17 protein-coding genes are annotated in these 16,274 nt (G+C 69.6%); 7 read left to right on the forward strand and 10 right to left on the reverse strand.

Annotated elements, in window-relative coordinates; genetic code table 11:
- Positions 1–23 precede the first annotated feature (23 nt).
- The 5 genes from ACWEV3_RS38625 to ACWEV3_RS38645 all read left to right on the forward strand — a co-directional run bounded on the left by ACWEV3_RS38625 (position 24) and on the right by ACWEV3_RS38645 (position 4,727).
- Complete coding sequence (locus ACWEV3_RS38625) at positions 24–788, forward strand: arginase family protein (RefSeq protein ID WP_452618650.1); 765 nt, start codon at positions 24–26, stop codon at positions 786–788.
- Between the two features lie 474 nt (positions 789–1,262).
- A complete protein-coding gene (locus ACWEV3_RS38630) occupies positions 1,263–1,715 on the forward strand; it encodes a L,D-transpeptidase (RefSeq protein WP_452618651.1) in 453 nt (150 codons plus the stop codon).
- A 437-nt stretch (positions 1,716–2,152) separates the two neighbouring features.
- A complete protein-coding gene (locus ACWEV3_RS38635) occupies positions 2,153–2,953 on the forward strand; it encodes a GNAT family N-acetyltransferase (RefSeq protein ID WP_452618652.1) in 801 nt (266 codons plus the stop codon).
- A gap of 114 nt (positions 2,954–3,067) precedes the next feature.
- Complete coding sequence (locus ACWEV3_RS38640) at positions 3,068–3,805, forward strand: AAA family ATPase (RefSeq protein ID WP_452618653.1); 738 nt, start codon at positions 3,068–3,070, stop codon at positions 3,803–3,805.
- Positions 3,806–4,040: 235 nt separating this feature from the next.
- Positions 4,041–4,727 (forward strand): hypothetical protein, encoded by a 687-nt coding sequence (locus ACWEV3_RS38645; protein ID WP_452618654.1) that lies wholly within the window; start codon positions 4,041–4,043, stop codon positions 4,725–4,727.
- A gap of 120 nt (positions 4,728–4,847) precedes the next feature.
- On the opposite strand, the gene glpK is transcribed toward ACWEV3_RS38645, so the two are convergent.
- Entirely contained in the window at positions 4,848–6,353 is a 1,506-nt protein-coding gene (glpK, locus tag ACWEV3_RS38650; RefSeq protein WP_452618655.1) for a glycerol kinase GlpK, read from the reverse strand.
- 31 nt (positions 6,354–6,384) lie between these two features.
- Positions 6,385–7,131 (reverse strand): MIP/aquaporin family protein, encoded by a 747-nt coding sequence (locus ACWEV3_RS38655; RefSeq protein ID WP_358579448.1) that lies wholly within the window; start codon positions 7,129–7,131, stop codon positions 6,385–6,387.
- Between the two features lie 434 nt (positions 7,132–7,565).
- Here ACWEV3_RS38655 and ACWEV3_RS38660 point away from each other — a divergent pair, with 434 nt between their 5' ends.
- Both ACWEV3_RS38660 and glpD read left to right on the forward strand, forming a co-directional pair.
- Positions 7,566–8,393, forward strand: coding sequence for a DeoR/GlpR family DNA-binding transcription regulator (locus tag ACWEV3_RS38660; RefSeq protein WP_452618656.1), 828 nt, complete (start codon positions 7,566–7,568; stop codon positions 8,391–8,393).
- Positions 8,394–8,484: 91 nt separating this feature from the next.
- The gene (gene glpD, locus ACWEV3_RS38665; protein ID WP_452618657.1) at positions 8,485–10,227 is read left to right on the forward strand and encodes a glycerol-3-phosphate dehydrogenase; all 1,743 of its coding nucleotides are present in this window, start codon (positions 8,485–8,487) and stop codon (positions 10,225–10,227) included.
- Between the two features lie 51 nt (positions 10,228–10,278).
- Here the strand turns inward: glpD and ACWEV3_RS38670 are convergent, their stop codons facing one another.
- The 8 genes from ACWEV3_RS38670 to ACWEV3_RS38705 form a co-directional block, all read right to left on the reverse strand.
- Positions 10,279–11,076, reverse strand: a complete 798-nt coding sequence (locus tag ACWEV3_RS38670) for an ESX secretion-associated protein EspG (protein WP_452618658.1) — start codon at positions 11,074–11,076, stop codon at positions 10,279–10,281.
- Entirely contained in the window at positions 11,073–11,933 is an 861-nt protein-coding gene (locus ACWEV3_RS38675) for a PPE domain-containing protein (RefSeq protein WP_452618659.1), read from the reverse strand. Before ACWEV3_RS38675 ends, ACWEV3_RS38670 begins: the two co-directional genes overlap by 4 nt.
- A 5-nt stretch (positions 11,934–11,938) precedes the next feature.
- Complete coding sequence (locus ACWEV3_RS38680) at positions 11,939–12,313, reverse strand: hypothetical protein (protein ID WP_093267047.1); 375 nt, start codon at positions 12,311–12,313, stop codon at positions 11,939–11,941.
- A gap of 317 nt (positions 12,314–12,630) precedes the next feature.
- Positions 12,631–13,293 (reverse strand): DUF3558 domain-containing protein, encoded by a 663-nt coding sequence (locus ACWEV3_RS38685; RefSeq protein WP_358579456.1) that lies wholly within the window; start codon positions 13,291–13,293, stop codon positions 12,631–12,633.
- A 46-nt stretch (positions 13,294–13,339) separates the two neighbouring features.
- A complete protein-coding gene (locus ACWEV3_RS38690; protein ID WP_452618661.1) occupies positions 13,340–13,723 on the reverse strand; it encodes a DUF1707 SHOCT-like domain-containing protein in 384 nt (127 codons plus the stop codon).
- 134 nt (positions 13,724–13,857) lie between these two features.
- Positions 13,858–15,189, reverse strand: a complete 1,332-nt coding sequence (locus tag ACWEV3_RS38695; protein WP_452618662.1) for a dicarboxylate/amino acid:cation symporter — start codon at positions 15,187–15,189, stop codon at positions 13,858–13,860.
- Positions 15,190–15,342: 153 nt separating this feature from the next.
- Positions 15,343–15,423 (reverse strand): putative leader peptide, encoded by an 81-nt coding sequence (locus ACWEV3_RS38700; RefSeq protein ID WP_350942021.1) that lies wholly within the window; start codon positions 15,421–15,423, stop codon positions 15,343–15,345.
- A gap of 88 nt (positions 15,424–15,511) precedes the next feature.
- A complete protein-coding gene (locus ACWEV3_RS38705) occupies positions 15,512–16,147 on the reverse strand; it encodes a Maf family protein (RefSeq protein WP_452618663.1) in 636 nt (211 codons plus the stop codon).
- Positions 16,148–16,274 lie beyond the last annotated feature (127 nt).

Genomic DNA, 16,274 nt, shown 5'->3' on the forward strand with positions numbered 1-16,274 from the left:
TCCGGAACGCCTAATCTCCTGATATGGCGATTGTTTCGGTTCCTTACCACCTCGACGAGCGGTTGCCGGAGCCCGGCTTCCCGCTGCCGTCAGACGCTACGACGGTGGAGATACCGCTGCCGGACGGCGACGTGTGGCAGCGCCTCGGCGCGTTGTACTCCGTTGCCGTCGACGAGGTTGCCAGGGTCGCCGGCCGAGGCGAAGTGCCGACCGTGGTCTCCGGGGACTGCATGGTGTCGCTCGCTGTGCTCGCCGGACTGCAGCGGGCGGGAACCGACGCGGCGATCGTCTGGTTCGACGCGCACGGCGACGTGCAGACCGTCGAGACCTCGGAATCCGGTTATGTCGGCGGGATGCCGCTGCGGATAGCGGTCGGCTACCGCCCCGAGCTGATCGCGGACCGGCTCGGACTCCGCCCGCTGCCGGAGGACCGTGCGCTGCTGGTGGACGCCCGGGACCTGGACGAGGCGGAGGTCGAGTACCTGGCGACCTCGGACATCGCGCGGTGCGAGGTCGATGAGATCACCGAGGACGTCCTGCCGGACGGGCCACTGCTCCTGCACATCGACGTGGACGTGATCGACACCGCCGACTTGCCCGGCATGAGCTTCCCGGTCGGCGGTGGGCCGTCGCGTTCGGCGGTGCTCACCGCGATCCGGCGGATCATGGCAACCGGGAGGGTCCGGGCATTCGACGTCGCCTGCACCTGGCGGCCCGACGAACAGCACGGTGAGGCCAGGGCACGAGTCCTGGCAGACCTGTTGGCGGCGAGCGAAGCACCGCGCTAGGTCTTTCGCTGGACCGGCAACGATCTCCGTCCGGGCGCGGCCAGCCGCCCCCGGAGAGCCACACCGCCACGTCGCGACGCGTCGCCCCTCGACCGGCGCGCGGCGGTGCCATGAGCCGGGTGGTGCGTTCGGCACGCACCACCCGGCCGCAAACCCATCCCGCAGGGCGCCCGCGAACCGGGGACTCGGTGCGGTCGCCGTCGGCCCGGGCATGGCCTTCAGGCCGTTGATTTCTCACTCCAGGTGTTCGGTCGCGTACTGCCTGCTTATCGGCCATTTGGCCCCGGAGTGGGATTCGTCACTCGGCCCCGATACGCTGTTTTCCCAGCGGAGAAGGGCAATCGGACATCACACGCGCCTTTCTCGGATTTGCTGCCAGGCGTGGCGCGACCAATCAGCGGTACCGGACGCCGCACGGGAATGTGGCACCGTCGATGCGAGCACAGCGATGCGCACGCAGACGTGAGGAGGAAGATGAAAAGCAGGAAAGCGTCCGCGCTGGCCGTGGCGGCTCTGGTCGCGGGCGGCGTGCTGACCGGCGGGGTGGCTACCGCGCAGGCCGCGGGCGGCAGCCCGAGCCCTTGCCGGGCGAGCGCCAAGGCGTGCGTGAGCCTGTCGACCAACCAGGCCTGGCTCCAGAAGGACGGAAGCACCAGCTACGGACCGGTTCCGATCACCAGCGGCAAGCCGGGTTCGGAGACCCCGACGGGCATCCACCGGGTGCAGTGGAAGGATGCCGACCACCGTAGCCAGGAGTTCAACAACGCGCCGATGCCGAACTCGGTGTTCTTCACCAATACCGGCGTCGCGTTCCACGAGGGCAGCCTCCGGGCCCAGTCCAACGGCTGCGTGCACCTGTCGACAACGGCGGCGAAGCGGTTCTTCGACGACCTGAACCCGGGCGACGAGGTCCAGGTCGTCCCCTGACGGCCCGCATCCGCAGCGCCCCGCCGGGCGGACGCCTCTGAAAGTCCATTGTGGACTATAAGTGTCGCCCTGCGGAGGAACGCGAAGGTTCCAGGGCGGGGCTCCTGCCATCGATCCGAAGGATGCGCAGGTTCGGGCATCCCTTCGCCCTTTCGCATGATCTCCGACTGCCGAAGCGCATTGCGCGCTCTGGAACAGGCCACCCAGCCGAACAATTGGGTTCCAACGGACCTGCTTGCGAAGAACCCCTGCTACCAGGGAAGACTTCCCCGGTCTTCGCGGAGGTCCCGAGCGTTCGACCGCCGTCACCGGCCCCGGCCGGACGAGTTCGGGCGCACGCGTGTGATCGCGGGTGCGCCTATGATCCACAGGACCGCCAGAAGTCGCGTACCGAACCGGCTTGCTCCCTGCGCGCTCGACGAATTTGAGGAGCCTCGGTGACGGACCTCGCGGACTCGATCGAATCGATGGAACAGCTCGCGGTGGTCTGGCGCGACATGGTGCTCGACCGTGATCCGGGGGCCGATGTGCGAGACCTCCCGGGCATCGCCGTTCGCTGGGCCGACTGCCGGTTCCTCTTCTGGAACTGCATCACGTTGACCGAGGTCGGCGCGGACGCGGAACTCGTCGGGCAACGACTGGGCCAGGCAGCGGACATCATGCGCTCGAAGCAGCACCCGGGCTTCCTGTGGATCTTCGAAGACCTCCTCGCCGATGACGCACGCGCGGCGCTGGGCGAAGCAGCCGGGCGAGCGGGCCTGGCGCACGCCTTCCCCGGAACCGGCATGGCCGGAGACCTGCTCCCCATCCCCGAGCCCAGCCACCCCGACCTGACATTCGTGCGCGTGACCACCGACGAACAGCTGCGCACCTACGCAGATCTCAACTCGCGCGCCTACGGATTCCCTTTGGAGGACGGCCGCGACGGGCTCGTCGGCTCGGCGCTGTGGAAGAACCAGGTGCACGCCTACCTGGGCCTGCGAGACGGCGTGGCGGTGACGTGCGCTGCGACCGTGGAAGCAGCGGGCCGTCTCTTCGTCGCTCTCGTCGCCACCGCCCCGGAGTGGGAGCGCAGGGGATACGGCGAGGCGGTGACGCGGAAGGCGCTGCACGAGGGCGGCCGGGCCACCGGACTGACCCGCGCCACGCTGCACGCGACCGTCGCCGGGGCACCTGTGTATCCGCGTATCGGCTTCAACCCGAACTCGCCGATGCACTTCTACAGCCTGAAGAACTGATCCCAGCCACGCCGCGCCTCGCGTTCCGGCAGTGTGCGACCCTCGGTGCAGTCCAAGTGCGCCAGGCAGGCTCGGGGCTGTGTACCTGTTTACGACGGTCGATAGGAAAGTTCGATGCTCGTCCGCCGCGCCTACATCCCCGAAGCGCAACGCCCGGAGTCGTTGGACACCTGGCCGTACACGGTGCCGTGCGTCGCAGAACTCGCCGAGCGCGGCCTGACCTTCACCGCGCCGGTGACCATGCTCGTCGGCGAGAACGGGTCCGGGAAGTCGACGTTGGTCGAGGCGATCGCGGAGGGCTTCAAGCTCGACTCGCACGGCGGACGGGCCGGCCGCAAGTACGGCAACGACCGGCCCAGGACTCCGCTCGGGGACGTGCTCAAACTGGAGACCACCCCGATCGGGAGCCGGATGCTGACCGGGCCGAGGTCGCGGCGCAAAGGTTTCTTCCTGCGCGCTGAGACCGCGTTCGGTCTGCTGAACACCGTGAACGGCGTGTACGGCTATTGGGATGAGGACACCTCGACCATGTCCCACGGCGAGGGGTTCCTGACGGTGTTCGGGGCGATGTTCCAGGACCGCGGGTTCTACGTCATGGACGAGCCCGAGGCCGCGTTGTCCTTCGAGTCCTGCCTGAAGCTGGTGGGGTTGATGCACGAGCTCGGCAAGTCCGGCGCGCAGATCGTCTGCGCGACGCACTCGCCGATCCTGGCCGCCACGCCCGGCGCGGACATCATCGAGGTGGGCGAGCACGGAACCCGCCGCGTGAAGTGGGATGAGCTCGACCTGGTCGACCACTGGCGCCGGTACCTGGCCGACCCCGGCCTCTACCTGCGGCACATCACCGGATGAACCAACACCATCAAGGCCATTCGCGCTATAGATGGGGTTACCGCATGGCGGCTGTGTCGCGATCGCAGTGAACAGACACGAGGACTCCGACCAGAGGTTTGGCGATGCGATCCCGTTTGGTGCATGATCTGCCCCCGCTCCGAGCGTGGCGGAGGCCGGGTCGATCAGGCGAGCAGGCCGGTTCTGGTGTCCGGGCCGCTTGCATTGCCGACTCTAACAGTGGAAAGGGGCACGAGTGGTTGGCTACGACGGTGAAGTCTGGGATCCATTTGGCACGTTGCGCCACGCGTTGTGGATCGGCGGCGGGCAATGGGCGGGCAAGTCCACCGTCGCGCGACTCCTGGCCGTTCGATACGGTCTTACCGCCTATCACTACGACTACCACGACGCTCGTGCCCACAACGATCGCCGGATCGCCCGCCGCATCGAACTTGGTGAGCCGTCCGCCGAGCCCGACCCGGACACCGTGTGGGTCCACCCCACTCCCGAGGACATGGCCGCCCAGACCCTGGCCGGATTCCCGATCCGATTCGAGTGGGCTCTGGACGACCTGCGGGCACTCGTCTCAGGACGCCCGATCATCGCCGAAGGATGGGGACTGCGGCCCGAGCTCGTCGCACCCATCACCGACTCACCGCGCCGGATGGTCGTCATGGTGCCCACGCAGGAGTTCCGCCAGCATCAGCTGCACGCACTACCTCGGGCCGCAGCCTTCGGGCTTCAGGTCAGCGACCCCACCCGAGCGCAGCAGAACCGGCTCGCCCGGGACCGCCTCGTTGCTGACGAAGCTGTCCGCACGGCGCGGCGACTCGGCATCCGCGTGATCGAGGTCGACGGCTCCCGCGACGCCGAAGTCGTTGCCAACAGCATCGCGGACCACTTCGCCCCTTACCTCCCGCCGCCCGAGCCGGCGTATTCCTGATCACTCATGCGATCCCATAACGCGGCGGCGTGACCCGCCACCAAGCTGATCTGCGAGGTGCCGGTCACGCCGCCGCGGTGCTGCTCGCGCGAAAGCGCCTGTCCTACAACCGAGAAGGGCTCACTCGACCCAGTCGAAGGTCTTGGTGACTGCCTTCTGCCACTGGTGGTACTGCTTTTCGCGGAGTTCCGCCGGCATCGCCGGGTCCCACTGCTTGTCCTTGGCCCAGTTCGAGCGGATGTCCTCCTCGCTGGACCAGAAGCCGACCGCGAGGCCCGCCGCGTAGGCCGCGCCGAGCGCCGTGGTCTCGGCGACCACCGGGCGGATCACCGGGACGCCGAGGATGTCGGCCTGGAACTGCATCAGCAGTTCGTTCTGCACCATGCCGCCGTCGACCTTCAGCGACTTCAGCGGGACGCCGGAGTCGGCGTTCATCGCCTCGATCACCTCGCGGGTCTGGAACGCCGTCGCTTCCAGCACCGCGCGGGCCAGGTGGCCGCGGTTGACGTAGCGGGTGAGGCCGACGATCGCGCCGCGCGCGTCGGAGCGCCAGTGCGGGGCGAACAGCCCGGAGAACGCGGGCACGAAGTACGCGCCGCCGTTGTCGTCGACGGAGCGCGCGAGCTGCTCGATCTCCGGGGCCGTGCCGATGATGCCCAGGTTGTCCCGCAGCCACTGCACCAAGGAGCCGGTGACGGCGATGGAACCTTCCAGGCAGTAGACCGTTTCCCGGCTGCCGATCTTGTAGCCGACCGTGGTCAGCAGGCCGTTCTCGCTGATCACGCGCTCCGTGCCGGTGTTGAGCAGCACGAAGTTGCCGGTGCCGTAGGTGTTCTTGGCTTCGCCGGGCGACAGGCACGCCTGTCCGAAGGTCGCGGCCTGCTGGTCACCGAGGATGCCGGAGATCGGGATTCCCGCGAACACGCCGCGCTCCCGGAACTTGCCGTACACCTCCGACGAGGACCGGATCTCGGGCAGCATCGCCATCGGCACGCCGATCTCGGCGCAGATGTCGGCGTCCCACTCCAGCCGTTCCAGGTCCATCAGCAGCGTGCGGGACGCGTTGGTCGGGTCGGTGATGTGCAGGCCGCCGTCCGGGCCACCGGTGCAGTTCCACAGCACCCAGGTGTCCATGTTGCCGAACAGCAGCTCGCCCTTCTCGGCGCGCTCCCGGGCACCGTCCACATTGTCCAGGATCCACTTCACCTTGGGGCCGGAGAAGTAGGTGGCCAGCGGCAGGCCGGTCTTGCTCTGGTACCGGTTCTGGCCGCCCTCGCCGGTGGCCAGCTCGCCGACGATCTCGTCGGTGCGCGTGTCCTGCCAGACGATCGCGTTGTAGACGGGCTTTCCGGTGGCCTTCTCCCACACCACGGTGGTTTCCCGCTGGTTGGTGATGCCGCAGGCCGCGATGTCCGAGGACACCAGGTCGACCTTGGCCAGCGCGCCCGCGCAGACCTGCCGGGTGTTGGCCCAGATCTCGTTCGGGTCGTGCTCGACCCAGCCCGCCTTCGGGAAGATCTGCCGGTGTTCAATCTGGTCGACCGAAACGACCCGACCGGAGTGGTCGAAGATCATGCACCGCGTCGAGGTGGTTCCCTGGTCGATGGCGGCGACGTACGAGGACATCTCGTTCTACCTTCCTGAGTGGACCGTTCGGTCAGCTGATGGGTAGGGCCAGGGCCAGCAGGCCGGCCAGCACACCGCCGATGATCGGGCCCGCGATCGGAATCCAGGAGTAGCCCCAGTCGGCCGAGCCCTTGCCGCGGATCGGCAGGATCGCGTAGGCGATGCGCGGCCCGAGGTCGCGAGCCGGGTTGATGGCGTACCCGGTCGGGCCGCCGAGCGAGTTGCCGATGCCGATCACGATGAAGGCGACCGCGGCGTAGCCGAGCGCGGAGTTGCCGAACGACGGCACGCCGGGAGTTTCACCGACACCCGCCTGCGGGCTGAGGATGATCCAGAAGACCAGCACGAACGTGCCGATGATCTCGGTGACGAGGTTCCACGGAGCGTTCGGCACGGTCGGGCTGGTGGAGAAGATGCCGAGCGTGTTGGCCGGGTCGTCGTGGGTGTCGAACTGCAGCTTGTAGGCGGCCCAGCACAGGATCGCGCCCAGCGTGCCGCCGACGAGTTGCGCTGCGATGTAGACCGGGACCTCGGACCACGGCGTCTGGCCGTTCACCGCGAGCCCGAGGGTCACTGCCGGGTTGATGTGCGCGTTGGACGGCGCGGCGACGCTCGCGCCCGCGAAAACCGCGAAGCCCCAACCGAAGTTGACGAGCAGGAATCCGCCTTCGTAACCGCGGTTCTTGCGCAGCACGGTGTTTGCGACGACACCGCAACCTAACAGGGTGAGAATCGCCGTCCCCATCATCTCCCAGAGGAAGATCTCACCAAAACTCATGCTGCCGTTCCCCTCTTAATGCCGCCGTTGGCAAAGGCGGGTTCGCTGACTGTCCGAGATGGAGTGAGTCGGGACGGTACTGCCGCATAGCAACACGTGTCCACGTATGCCGCCACTCGTGGCAACAGGTTGGTCTGAACCGCCTAGTCCGACGTCTCGGCTGGTAGTAGCGGATGCCCGAACCGTCGATCGGTGATCTCGATCGACCGGTGGCGCGGGCCCGGTGGACGGCCCGCGACGGGGGCGTACCCCGGGCATCGTTGCGCATGGCAAGTCACATTAGACTTGTGAAAACAAACGTTGCAAGACGGTTCCGATGGTGTTTTTATCGAACTAGGTGATGACACCGCGCCGGCTCGGCGCTCGCGTCAGGCTGGTGGCAGCCGCGCACCGGTCGGCCGGAGCGCGATGACCTGGGATTTTGGAGGACGACGATGTCCGGTCGACGCCCGTCCGGGAAGCAGCAGGACCGGCGGCGCAAGATCACCGAGCTGGTCATGGCGGAGGGCACCATGCGGATCGACGACCTCGTCGAGACCGTCGGCGCCAGCGCGATGACGGTGTACCGCGATCTCGCCGACCTGGAGTCCCAGGGCTTGGTGCATCGCAACCGCGGCTACGTCTCGGCGGCCTCGTCATTGCTCTACGAGGCCGCGTCGGAATACCGGTTGCAGCAGAACACCTCGGAGAAGGAGGAGATCGCGCAGGCCGCGGCGGAACTGATCGAGCCGGGGCAGGCGCTGGTGCTCGACGACTCGACGACCGGCGTGTACCTGGCCCGGCTGCTGCCGGAGCGCGCGCCGCTGACCGTCGTCACCAACCACCGCGGGGTGTTCGGCGAACTGGCCGGCGCGTCGGGCATCAGCCTGATCTGCGTGGGCGGCGACTACCTGCCGTGGGCCGACGCGTTCGTCGGCGGGATGGCGTTGGACGCGCTGCGGAACCTGCGCGTCGATCTGGCGATCATGTCGGTCTCCGCCGTGACCGACGGGATTTGCTGCTACCCGCAACAGGAAATGGTGCAGATCAAGAAAGCCATGCTGGCCTCGGCGCGGCGTCGCGTGCTCTACGTCGACCACACCAAGTTCCGGCGGCGGGCGCTGCACGCGGTCGCTCCGGTCGAGGACTTCGACGTCGTGATCGTGGATTCGCAGACGACGAGCGCCGATATCGAGGTGCTGCGCGACCGCGGCGCGCGGGTCGAGCAGGCGGGAAATGCGCGGAGTGCCGTGCCGAGCACGAAGGGTGCAGGTCGGGCATGATGACCACCGCAGGACGGACTGGCGCCGAGTCCGGTTCCGCGCCGGCGGGGTGGTCAGCGGTGGGACGCGATTCGAGCGAGGAGGACGCCTGGTGTCCAAGGACAAAATCGAAATCGACAGCCGGTTGAAGGGCACGTTGGGCCCGGCGGAGCGGGCGGAGAACTGGCGTCGGCTCGGTTCCGAAGAGTTCGACGTGGTGGTGATCGGCGGTGGCGTGGTCGGCGCTGGCGCGGCGCTGGACGCGGCGACCCGCGGGCTGCGGGTGGCGCTGGTGGAGGCGCGCGACCTGGCGGCCGGTACCTCCAGCCGTTCGAGCAAGCTGTTCCACGGCGGACTCCGCTACCTGGAGCAGCTGGAGTTCTCGCTGGTTCGCGAGGCACTCCGGGAGCGCGAGCTGATGCTCACCCGGATCGCGCCGCACCTGGTGAAGCCGGTCCCCTTCCTCTACCCGCTGACCCGCCGGGTCTGGGAGCGCCCCTACACCGCCGCGGGCCTCTTCCTCTACGACACGATGGGCGGCGCCCGCTCCGTGCCGGGGCAGAAGCACCTTTCCCGCGCGGGCGCGCTGCGGATGGTGCCGGCGCTGAAGCGCAACGCGATGATCGGCGGGATCCGCTACTACGACGCCCAGGCCGACGACGCCCGGCACACCATGATGGTGGCCCGCACCGCCGCCCGCTACGGCGCCGTGATCACGACGTCCACCCAGGTCACCGGTTTCCTGCGGGAGGCCGACCGGGTCGCCGGCGTCCGGGTGCGCGACGTGGAGTCCGGTGACGAGGTCGAGGTCCGCGCGCAGGCCGTGATCAACGCGACCGGAGTCTGGACCGACGAGCTGCAGAAGCTCTCCGGCGGGCGCGGCCGCTTCCGGGTCCGCTCCAGCAAGGGCGTGCACATCGTGGTGCCCCGCGACCGGATCGTCGCCGAGGCCGGGATGATCCTGCGCACCGAGAAGTCGGTGCTGTTCGTCATCCCGTGGGGCAACCACTGGATCGTCGGCACCACCGACACCGACTGGCACCTCGACCTGGCGCACCCGGCGGCCACCAAGGCCGACATCGACTACCTGCTGGAACACGTCAACTCGGTGCTGGCGACGCCGCTGACCCACGACGACATCGAAGGCGTGTACGCGGGGCTGCGGCCGCTGCTGGCCGGCGAGAGCGAGGAAACCTCGAAGCTGTCCCGGGAACACGCGGTCGCACGCGTCGCGCCCGGGCTGGTGGCGATCGCCGGCGGCAAGTACACGACGTACCGGGTCATGGCGGCCGACGCCGTCGACGCCATCTCGCCGGACATCACCGGGCGGATGGCGTCGTCGATCACCGACCGGGTCCCGCTGCTCGGCGCCGACGGGTACCACGCGCTGGTCAACCAGGCCGATCAGCTGGCCGCCGCGCACGGCTTGCACCCGTACCGCATCCGGCACCTGCTGGACCGCTTCGGTTCGGAGATCCACGACGTGCTCGCCCTCGGCGACGACCGGCCCGAGCTGCTCAAGCCGATCCCGGCGGCGCCGAACTACCTGCAGGCCGAGGTGGTTTACGCGTGCAGCCACGAAGGCGCGCTGCACCTGGAGGACGTGCTGACCCGGCGCACCCGGATCTCCATCGAGTACGCGCACCGCGGCGTGGACTGCGCGGAACCGGTCGCGCGGCTGATGGGGGAGGTGCTCGGCTGGGACGACGCGCGCGTCGCCCGCGAGGTCGAGGTCTACGCGAAGCGGGTCGAGGCGGAGCGGGATTCGCAGACGCAGCCCGACGACCAGGCGGCCGACGCGAAGCGTTCGGCGGCGCCGGAAGCACGCGAGCGCATCATCGAACCGGTGGTGTGAGGACGTATTCGGCTCGGTGAGTCCCTCGGGGCGCTTGTCATCCCGAGGGACTCACTGGTTTTCGGACACCTCGGCGAGCAGTTCCTCGACGTGGCCGATCAGGCGCCGGGTGTCGACCGGCGCGACGGTGCTCCACACGTCGCCGGACGGCGATTCCCGCCGCAGCTGGGCATAGCGGCCGTGCGCGGTGTCGAAGAACCCGATGACGTGGTCGGCGCGGATCCGGCGGCCGTACCGGTCCCGGGCCGCGGTGCCGAACTGCCCGCGCGCCTCGACGCCGGCCACCATGCTCATCAGCGTTTCGGCGTCGTCCGGGCGGATTCCACGGCGCTGCAACGCGTTCTGCAGCCGCTCGATGTTGTCGCCGGCCTCCTCGGCGGCGCCGTCGAGATCGCTGCTGGGCACGGACACCGAACGGCCCGGGCCGGGCGGCAGCGTCGGCAGCACCGAAACCGCTTCGCGCGGCAGCCCGGTCGCCGCCGCGGCCCGCAGGCTCAGGGCGTCCTGGTCCTTGACGACCAGCGCCGCTCGTTCGGTCTCGGCGTCGGACGCCGCGAGCACCCGCACGCTGCGACCCATCCAGATCCGCCCGTCGACCTCGCGGCCGGGGCGCGCCAGCAGCCGCAACATCCATTCGAGCTCGGGATCGAGTTCGGTCGGGCGGCCGAGGTCGCGGGCCCCCAGCGATCGCCACGCCGATTCCACCAGCTTCGCGCGCTCGGTGTGGGTGCGCCCGGGCGACGGGACCTTCAACACCAGCGGCATGGTGTCCAACCCGAGGTGCTCGGTGAGCACGTCGAACTCCAGCGCCGACAGGGTCAGCTGCCGGCCGGTGTCGGTGACCGTCATTGGCCGGGCTCGCCGCCGATCACCGGGCGGGACAGGGTCTGCGGTTCGTCGAAGAACCCGCCCGGGCGGCCGACCTGCTCGGTCACCTTCCGGTCCATCCCCTCGTCGCGGTCCTTGCGGCCGCGCTTGCCGGCCGCACGGCCGTCACCGCCGCGCACCGGCCCACCGCCGCCACCCGGCCGTCCCGACCGCTGCTCGGGGAGCCGGTTGGAAAGCGTCGACTGCGTCGTCGCGATCCGCGTCGCGGGCGCGGAGGTGCTGCCCCAGCTGATGGTCACGTTCTGCTGCCCGCTCGGTGTCCCGGAACCACCGGTGACCGGGGCGTCGACCACCACCTGCGGCGGCTGGGTGAACGACGCCAGCGACGTGGTGTTGGCCTGCGTCGACGCCTCGTACGTGCGCATCACGTCGAAGGCCCGCTGCTCGGCGGCGTTCTGCTTGGCCTCCTGCAGCTCGTAGTCGGTCTGCCCGCCGAAGAGGTGCGTCAGCACCGTTTCCGCGGTGCTCGGCTCCTCGGTGGTCACCTGCACCGGCGGCGGCATGTCCTGGCGGGCCTTGCTGATGAACTCCGCCTGCTGCTCGGCCCGCTCCCGCATCACGGTGGTGGCCTGCTGGGCTTGGGCCGCCCAGTTGCCCAGCGGACGCACGCCGCCGTGCGCGCTGTCCGCGGCGATGCCCTGCCAGCCGGCCATCGCCGACGACAAGGCGGACGCCAGCCCGGCGTCGATGTCGCCGAGCGCGCGGGCGAGTTCGCTCCAGCGGCGCACGCTGTCGATCGAGCCGTTCGCGCCCGGGCCCTCGTGGATCTGCGCGAACAGCTCGGGGTGGCGGTATCCCTGCCAACGGTGGTCGCTCATCGGGATCAGCAACCTCCGCCGATGCCGTAAGCGCTGTCGCCGTCGATCCGCTCGTACTGGCGGTTGGCGAGCCGCAGAGACTCGGCGGCCGCCTGCAACTGGTCTCGGTAGCCGCACAGCGCGGTCAGCGCGTCCTCGCCGCCGCCGACGGAGCGCCGGTTGAACTCCTCGGCGGCGTCGGCGCTGATCGGATCGCCGGCCCAGGGCCGGATGCGCAGTTCGGTGATGGCGTGCTCGATCTGCAGGCCGACCGCGTCGAGCGATTCCTGCAGCGCGTTCACCAGCCTCGGGATGGAGGCTGGCTCGACTTGCACCGAGCCACCCGACATCCCGGGCAGGGCGCTGGTCGAGCTGTCGCCCCACGGAGCAGTGAGCGGCACGTTTTCCCCTCCCACAGGTAAGGGCCCGGGTTAGCGGGTGCAGGGCCCTTGTGCCCGAACGCCCGGGCGGATGCAGGGCGGCGGGGCCCTGACCGGGTGTTCGCGGGCACCCGGCGGTTGCGGGGGCCCGAGCGCTCAAGCTACTAAACGTCCGCCGAACACTGTAGTCAGTGAACATCACGCTGGGGAGTGCTCCAAACGCGGTGAGTATCGCCCATCCGGTTGCAGAGCGTGAACATCGCAGGACGTGGCGCGGTTTCGCGGGCCTCGTGGCGGCCGAAGACGTGATGTTGCCGACCCGAGCGGAGCAGCCGCGGCTACTGGGGCGCTGTCTGCCGGGGCTTGGTCGTCTGGGGCGGCGCGGACGTTTCCGGTGCGGCCAGGCTCGCGAGGGCGTCCTCGGCGACCCGCTGGGCGCCGGCGCAGAGCTGGTCGACCGGCGGCGGCGGTTGGCCGCCGTCGTCGCGGTAGAGGACGTCGAGGTGCTGGAGCTCGGCGACGTCCACCGCGACGTTGCAGGACAGGTCCAGGCCCGGGGTCTTGATCACCAGCGCCGGGAAGCCGCCGATCACCACCGGCGAGGCCTCCACCTGCGCGGTGTCGTCGGTCCACACCCCCATGCTCTCGGTGGTGATCAGCGCCAGCCGGGCGCCGACCTTGGCCGTGGTGTTGCGGTAGCTGCAGGTCGCCGCGTCGCCGAAGCCCGCCTCGGAACCCGGCAGCGGCTCCCGGTCGAAGCCGAGCTGGCTGCGCTGGTCGTCGGTGAGCAGCTCGCACGGGTCGACGCCGTCGAGGGCGAGCTCGAACGGGCGCGGCGGCAACGGCGGGGGAGCGCTCGTCGTGGGCATCGGCGGTGGTAGCGGGGCCCGGGTCTCCGACGTCGGCTCCGACTGCCACAGGCCGCACCCGGCGAGGGTGAGCGAGCCGGCGGCGAGCAACGCGCTCAGCCGCCACGCCCCGGGGATCCGCGAGCTGTGCATGGCCTCACCGTAACGAAACGTGGCCGGTCGTGACGGTGGGCGGCGATCAGCGGCGCCAGGAGAACCAGAGGACGGCGATCAGCGGGAGCAGCAGGACCAGGGCCAACTGCCGCGCGACCACCAGCAGGAAGACGACCAGGACGACGGCGCAGACGGCCAGCGCGATCTTCCCGGCGGCTGGTGGCGGCGCCGCCGCGCGGATCGCCGGGGCGACCGGGCGCGGCGGCTCGCTGGGCCGCGGCTCGGGCAGGTCGTCGAACAGGGGGGTCAGCTCGGAGCGGAACCGGGCGGCCGCGACCAGGCGGCAGCGCTCGTCGTACTCGGTGACGTCGAGGCGCCCGGCGGAGAAGTGCTCGCCGAGCAGCCGCATGGCGTCCTCCCGCTCGGGGTCGCCGATCCGGAGGTCCTTGCCCCGTCGACCGTTGTCCACGCCTCCATCCTACGTTCGGCGGACCTCCGGTCGGGGCGGTCGGCACCGGATTCCGGGCCGCGTGAAAACTCCGCCAACAATGCGGGAATCCGGCGTTCGGACGAGGTGAACGCCGGATTCCCGGTGGTGCTGCGTCAGGCCTTGACCAGGTTGCTGTCGTCGTCGATCAGCGGGGTGCTCGGCTTGGCGAGGACCTCGTCGTCGAGCAGGCCCTCGCTGCGGGCGACCACGACCGGGACCACGATCTGGCCCGCGACGTTGGTGGCGGTGCGCGCCATGTCCATGATCGGGTCGACCGCGTAGGCGATGGCGATGCCGGTGGCCACGACCTCGGGCGGGAAGCCCAGGGCGCCGACGGTCAGCGTCAGCATGGTGAACCAGCCGGTAACGCCGGCCGTGGCGATCGAGCCGAACACCGCGACGGCGATGATCGTCAGGTACTGCACCGGGCCGAGCTGGATGCCGAAGAGGTTCGCGATGAACATCGAGCCGACGGCCGGGTAGATCGCGGCGCAGCCGTCCATCTTGGTGGTGGTGGCCAGCGGCACCGCGAAGTTCGCGTAGGACGCCGGCACGCCGAGGTCCTGGGCGGTCTGCCGGGTCAGCGGCAGGCTCGCCCCGGAGGACCGGGAGACGAACGCGAACTGCAGCACGTTCCAGGACTTGGCGAAGAACTTGACCGGGCTGACCTTGGCCACGAACGCCAGCAGCAGCGGGTACACCGCGAACAGCACCAGCGCGCAGGCCACGTAGGTCGAGCCGATCAGCTTCAGCAGCGGCACGAAGAACTCGTTGCCGTAGGTGGCGACCGCGTTGCCGATCAGGCCGAGGGTGCCCAGCGGGGCGAGCCGGATGATCCAGCCGAGCACTCGCTGGATGACCTCGAAGGCGGCCTTGTTGAACTCGACGAACGGCGCGGCCTTCTCGCCCAGGCTGTAGGTCGCGGCGCCGATGATCAGTGCGACGAACACCACCTGCAGCGTCTCGCCCTCGGCGAACGCGCTGATCAGGTTGCTCGGCACCAGCCCGGTGATCAGGTCCAGCCAGGAGCCTTGCGTCTTCTCGCCGATGGAGGCCAGCTTGTCCGGGTCGGGCTCGATGACCAGGCCCTTGCCGGGCTGGAACAGCCCGCCGATCAGCAGGCCGATCACCACGGCGATCAGCGAGGTGATGCCGAACCACAGGGCCGTCTTGCCGCCGAGCCGGGCCGCGGTCCGGCCGCCGCCGACGCCGCGCAGGCTGTTGATGCCCACCACGATCGCCGTGAAGATCAGCGGCAGGACGGTGAAGGTGAGCAGCTTGGTGAAGGTGCTGCCGATGGTCTTCAGCGTGGTGACGAGCCATTCCGCGTCGGTCTGCTTGGCGACCCAGCCGAGCAGCGCGCCGAGCACGAGGGAGGCGATCACCGCCACGGCGAAGACCTTGGGGTTGAAGCGCAGGCGTGATCGGCCGGCGGAGGTGGACACAGGGATCTCCCGAGGTGTCGAAGGATGGATTCGGAGGTGGCGGCGGTTCCGGGCTCGTTCGCGCAGCGGCGCTGGACTCGCGCTGTGCGCGTGGTCGTCAGGAGGCGGTTTCGCTTGCCGGGGGCAGCCGTTATCGCGGCGCCGAGCGTCCGATCAAAGACAGACGGAGCTGGCCTGCCGTCGCAGATCGACGTGCAGGCGCGAAGTCAGGTACAGCCGTCGGAGGGTTCCCATCGCGAATATTTGTAACCAGGCGCGCGGCGAAACCCATCCGTGGGTAACCGAATTGTGTTCGTATTCACTCAGATGCGGAGATCTGGTGTCACTTCGTGATCGGCGTGTTCCACAACGTCACGACGCTGACGCCGATCTCGGCCAGCAGCTTGCGGGTCAGCGGCAGGCTGATGCCGAGCACGCTCGACGGGTCGCCGTCGACGCCTTCGATGAACCAGCCGCCGAAGCCTTCGAGCGTGAAACCGCCCGCCACGTGCAGCGGCTCGTCGGTCGCCAGGTAGGCGTCGAGCTCGGCTTCGGTGGGCGTGCCGAACCGCACGGTGGTGCTGAGATGCCCCTTCGCGCGCGCGCTGATCTCGCCGTCCCGCAGCCGGACGACGGCGTGCCCGGTCAGCAGTCGCCCGTCGTTCCCGGCGTTGTGCGCCCACCGCTTCGCGGCGGCCTCGCGGGTGCCGGGCTTGCCGACGATCTCGCCGTCCGCCATCAGCAGCATCGAGTCGCACCCGACGATCACGGCGTCCGGTTCGGCCGCGGCGATGTCGGCGACCACGGCCTCGGCCTTCGCCTGCGCCAGTGCGGTGACCAGCTCGGCCGGGCTGGGGTCGGGCAGGGCGGCGGCGACCGCGTCCTCGTCGACGCCGGAGACCTGCACCAGCGGCTCGATCCCGGCGGAGCGGAGCACGGACAGGCGGGCGGGCGATGCGGAAGCAAGCACGAAGCGCACGCCCCGATGTTAGTGCCGCGCCGGGAGGCACCGGGCCCGCGGCCGGGGGCCTTGGCGATTTCGCGCGAAATCGCCCTGGGGGGTGGGGGGGGGGGGGGGTTTGGTCGGGGTAAGGCGATCGGGCGTG

The organism is Saccharopolyspora sp. NPDC003752, from assembly GCF_053605825.1.

Coding starts and splice junctions, on each gene's coding strand:
- ACWEV3_RS38700 (WP_350942021.1), bottom strand. CDS start 15,423: ATGGGAACCCTCCGACGGCTGTACCTGACTTCGCGCCTGCACGTCGAT.
- ACWEV3_RS38625 (WP_452618650.1), top strand. CDS start 24: ATGGCGATTGTTTCGGTTCCTTACCACCTCGACGAGCGGTTGCCGGAG.
- ACWEV3_RS38670 (WP_452618658.1), bottom strand. CDS start 11,076: ATGACGGTCACCGACACCGGCCGGCAGCTGACCCTGTCGGCGCTGGAG.
- ACWEV3_RS38655 (WP_358579448.1), bottom strand. CDS start 7,131: ATGAGTTTTGGTGAGATCTTCCTCTGGGAGATGATGGGGACGGCGATT.
- ACWEV3_RS38630 (WP_452618651.1), top strand. CDS start 1,263: ATGAAAAGCAGGAAAGCGTCCGCGCTGGCCGTGGCGGCTCTGGTCGCG.
- ACWEV3_RS38660 (WP_452618656.1), top strand. CDS start 7,566: ATGTCCGGTCGACGCCCGTCCGGGAAGCAGCAGGACCGGCGGCGCAAG.
- ACWEV3_RS38685 (WP_358579456.1), bottom strand. CDS start 13,293: ATGCACAGCTCGCGGATCCCCGGGGCGTGGCGGCTGAGCGCGTTGCTC.
- ACWEV3_RS38675 (WP_452618659.1), bottom strand. CDS start 11,933: ATGAGCGACCACCGTTGGCAGGGATACCGCCACCCCGAGCTGTTCGCG.
- ACWEV3_RS38640 (WP_452618653.1), top strand. CDS start 3,068: ATGCTCGTCCGCCGCGCCTACATCCCCGAAGCGCAACGCCCGGAGTCG.
- glpK (WP_452618655.1), bottom strand. CDS start 6,353: ATGTCCTCGTACGTCGCCGCCATCGACCAGGGAACCACCTCGACGCGG.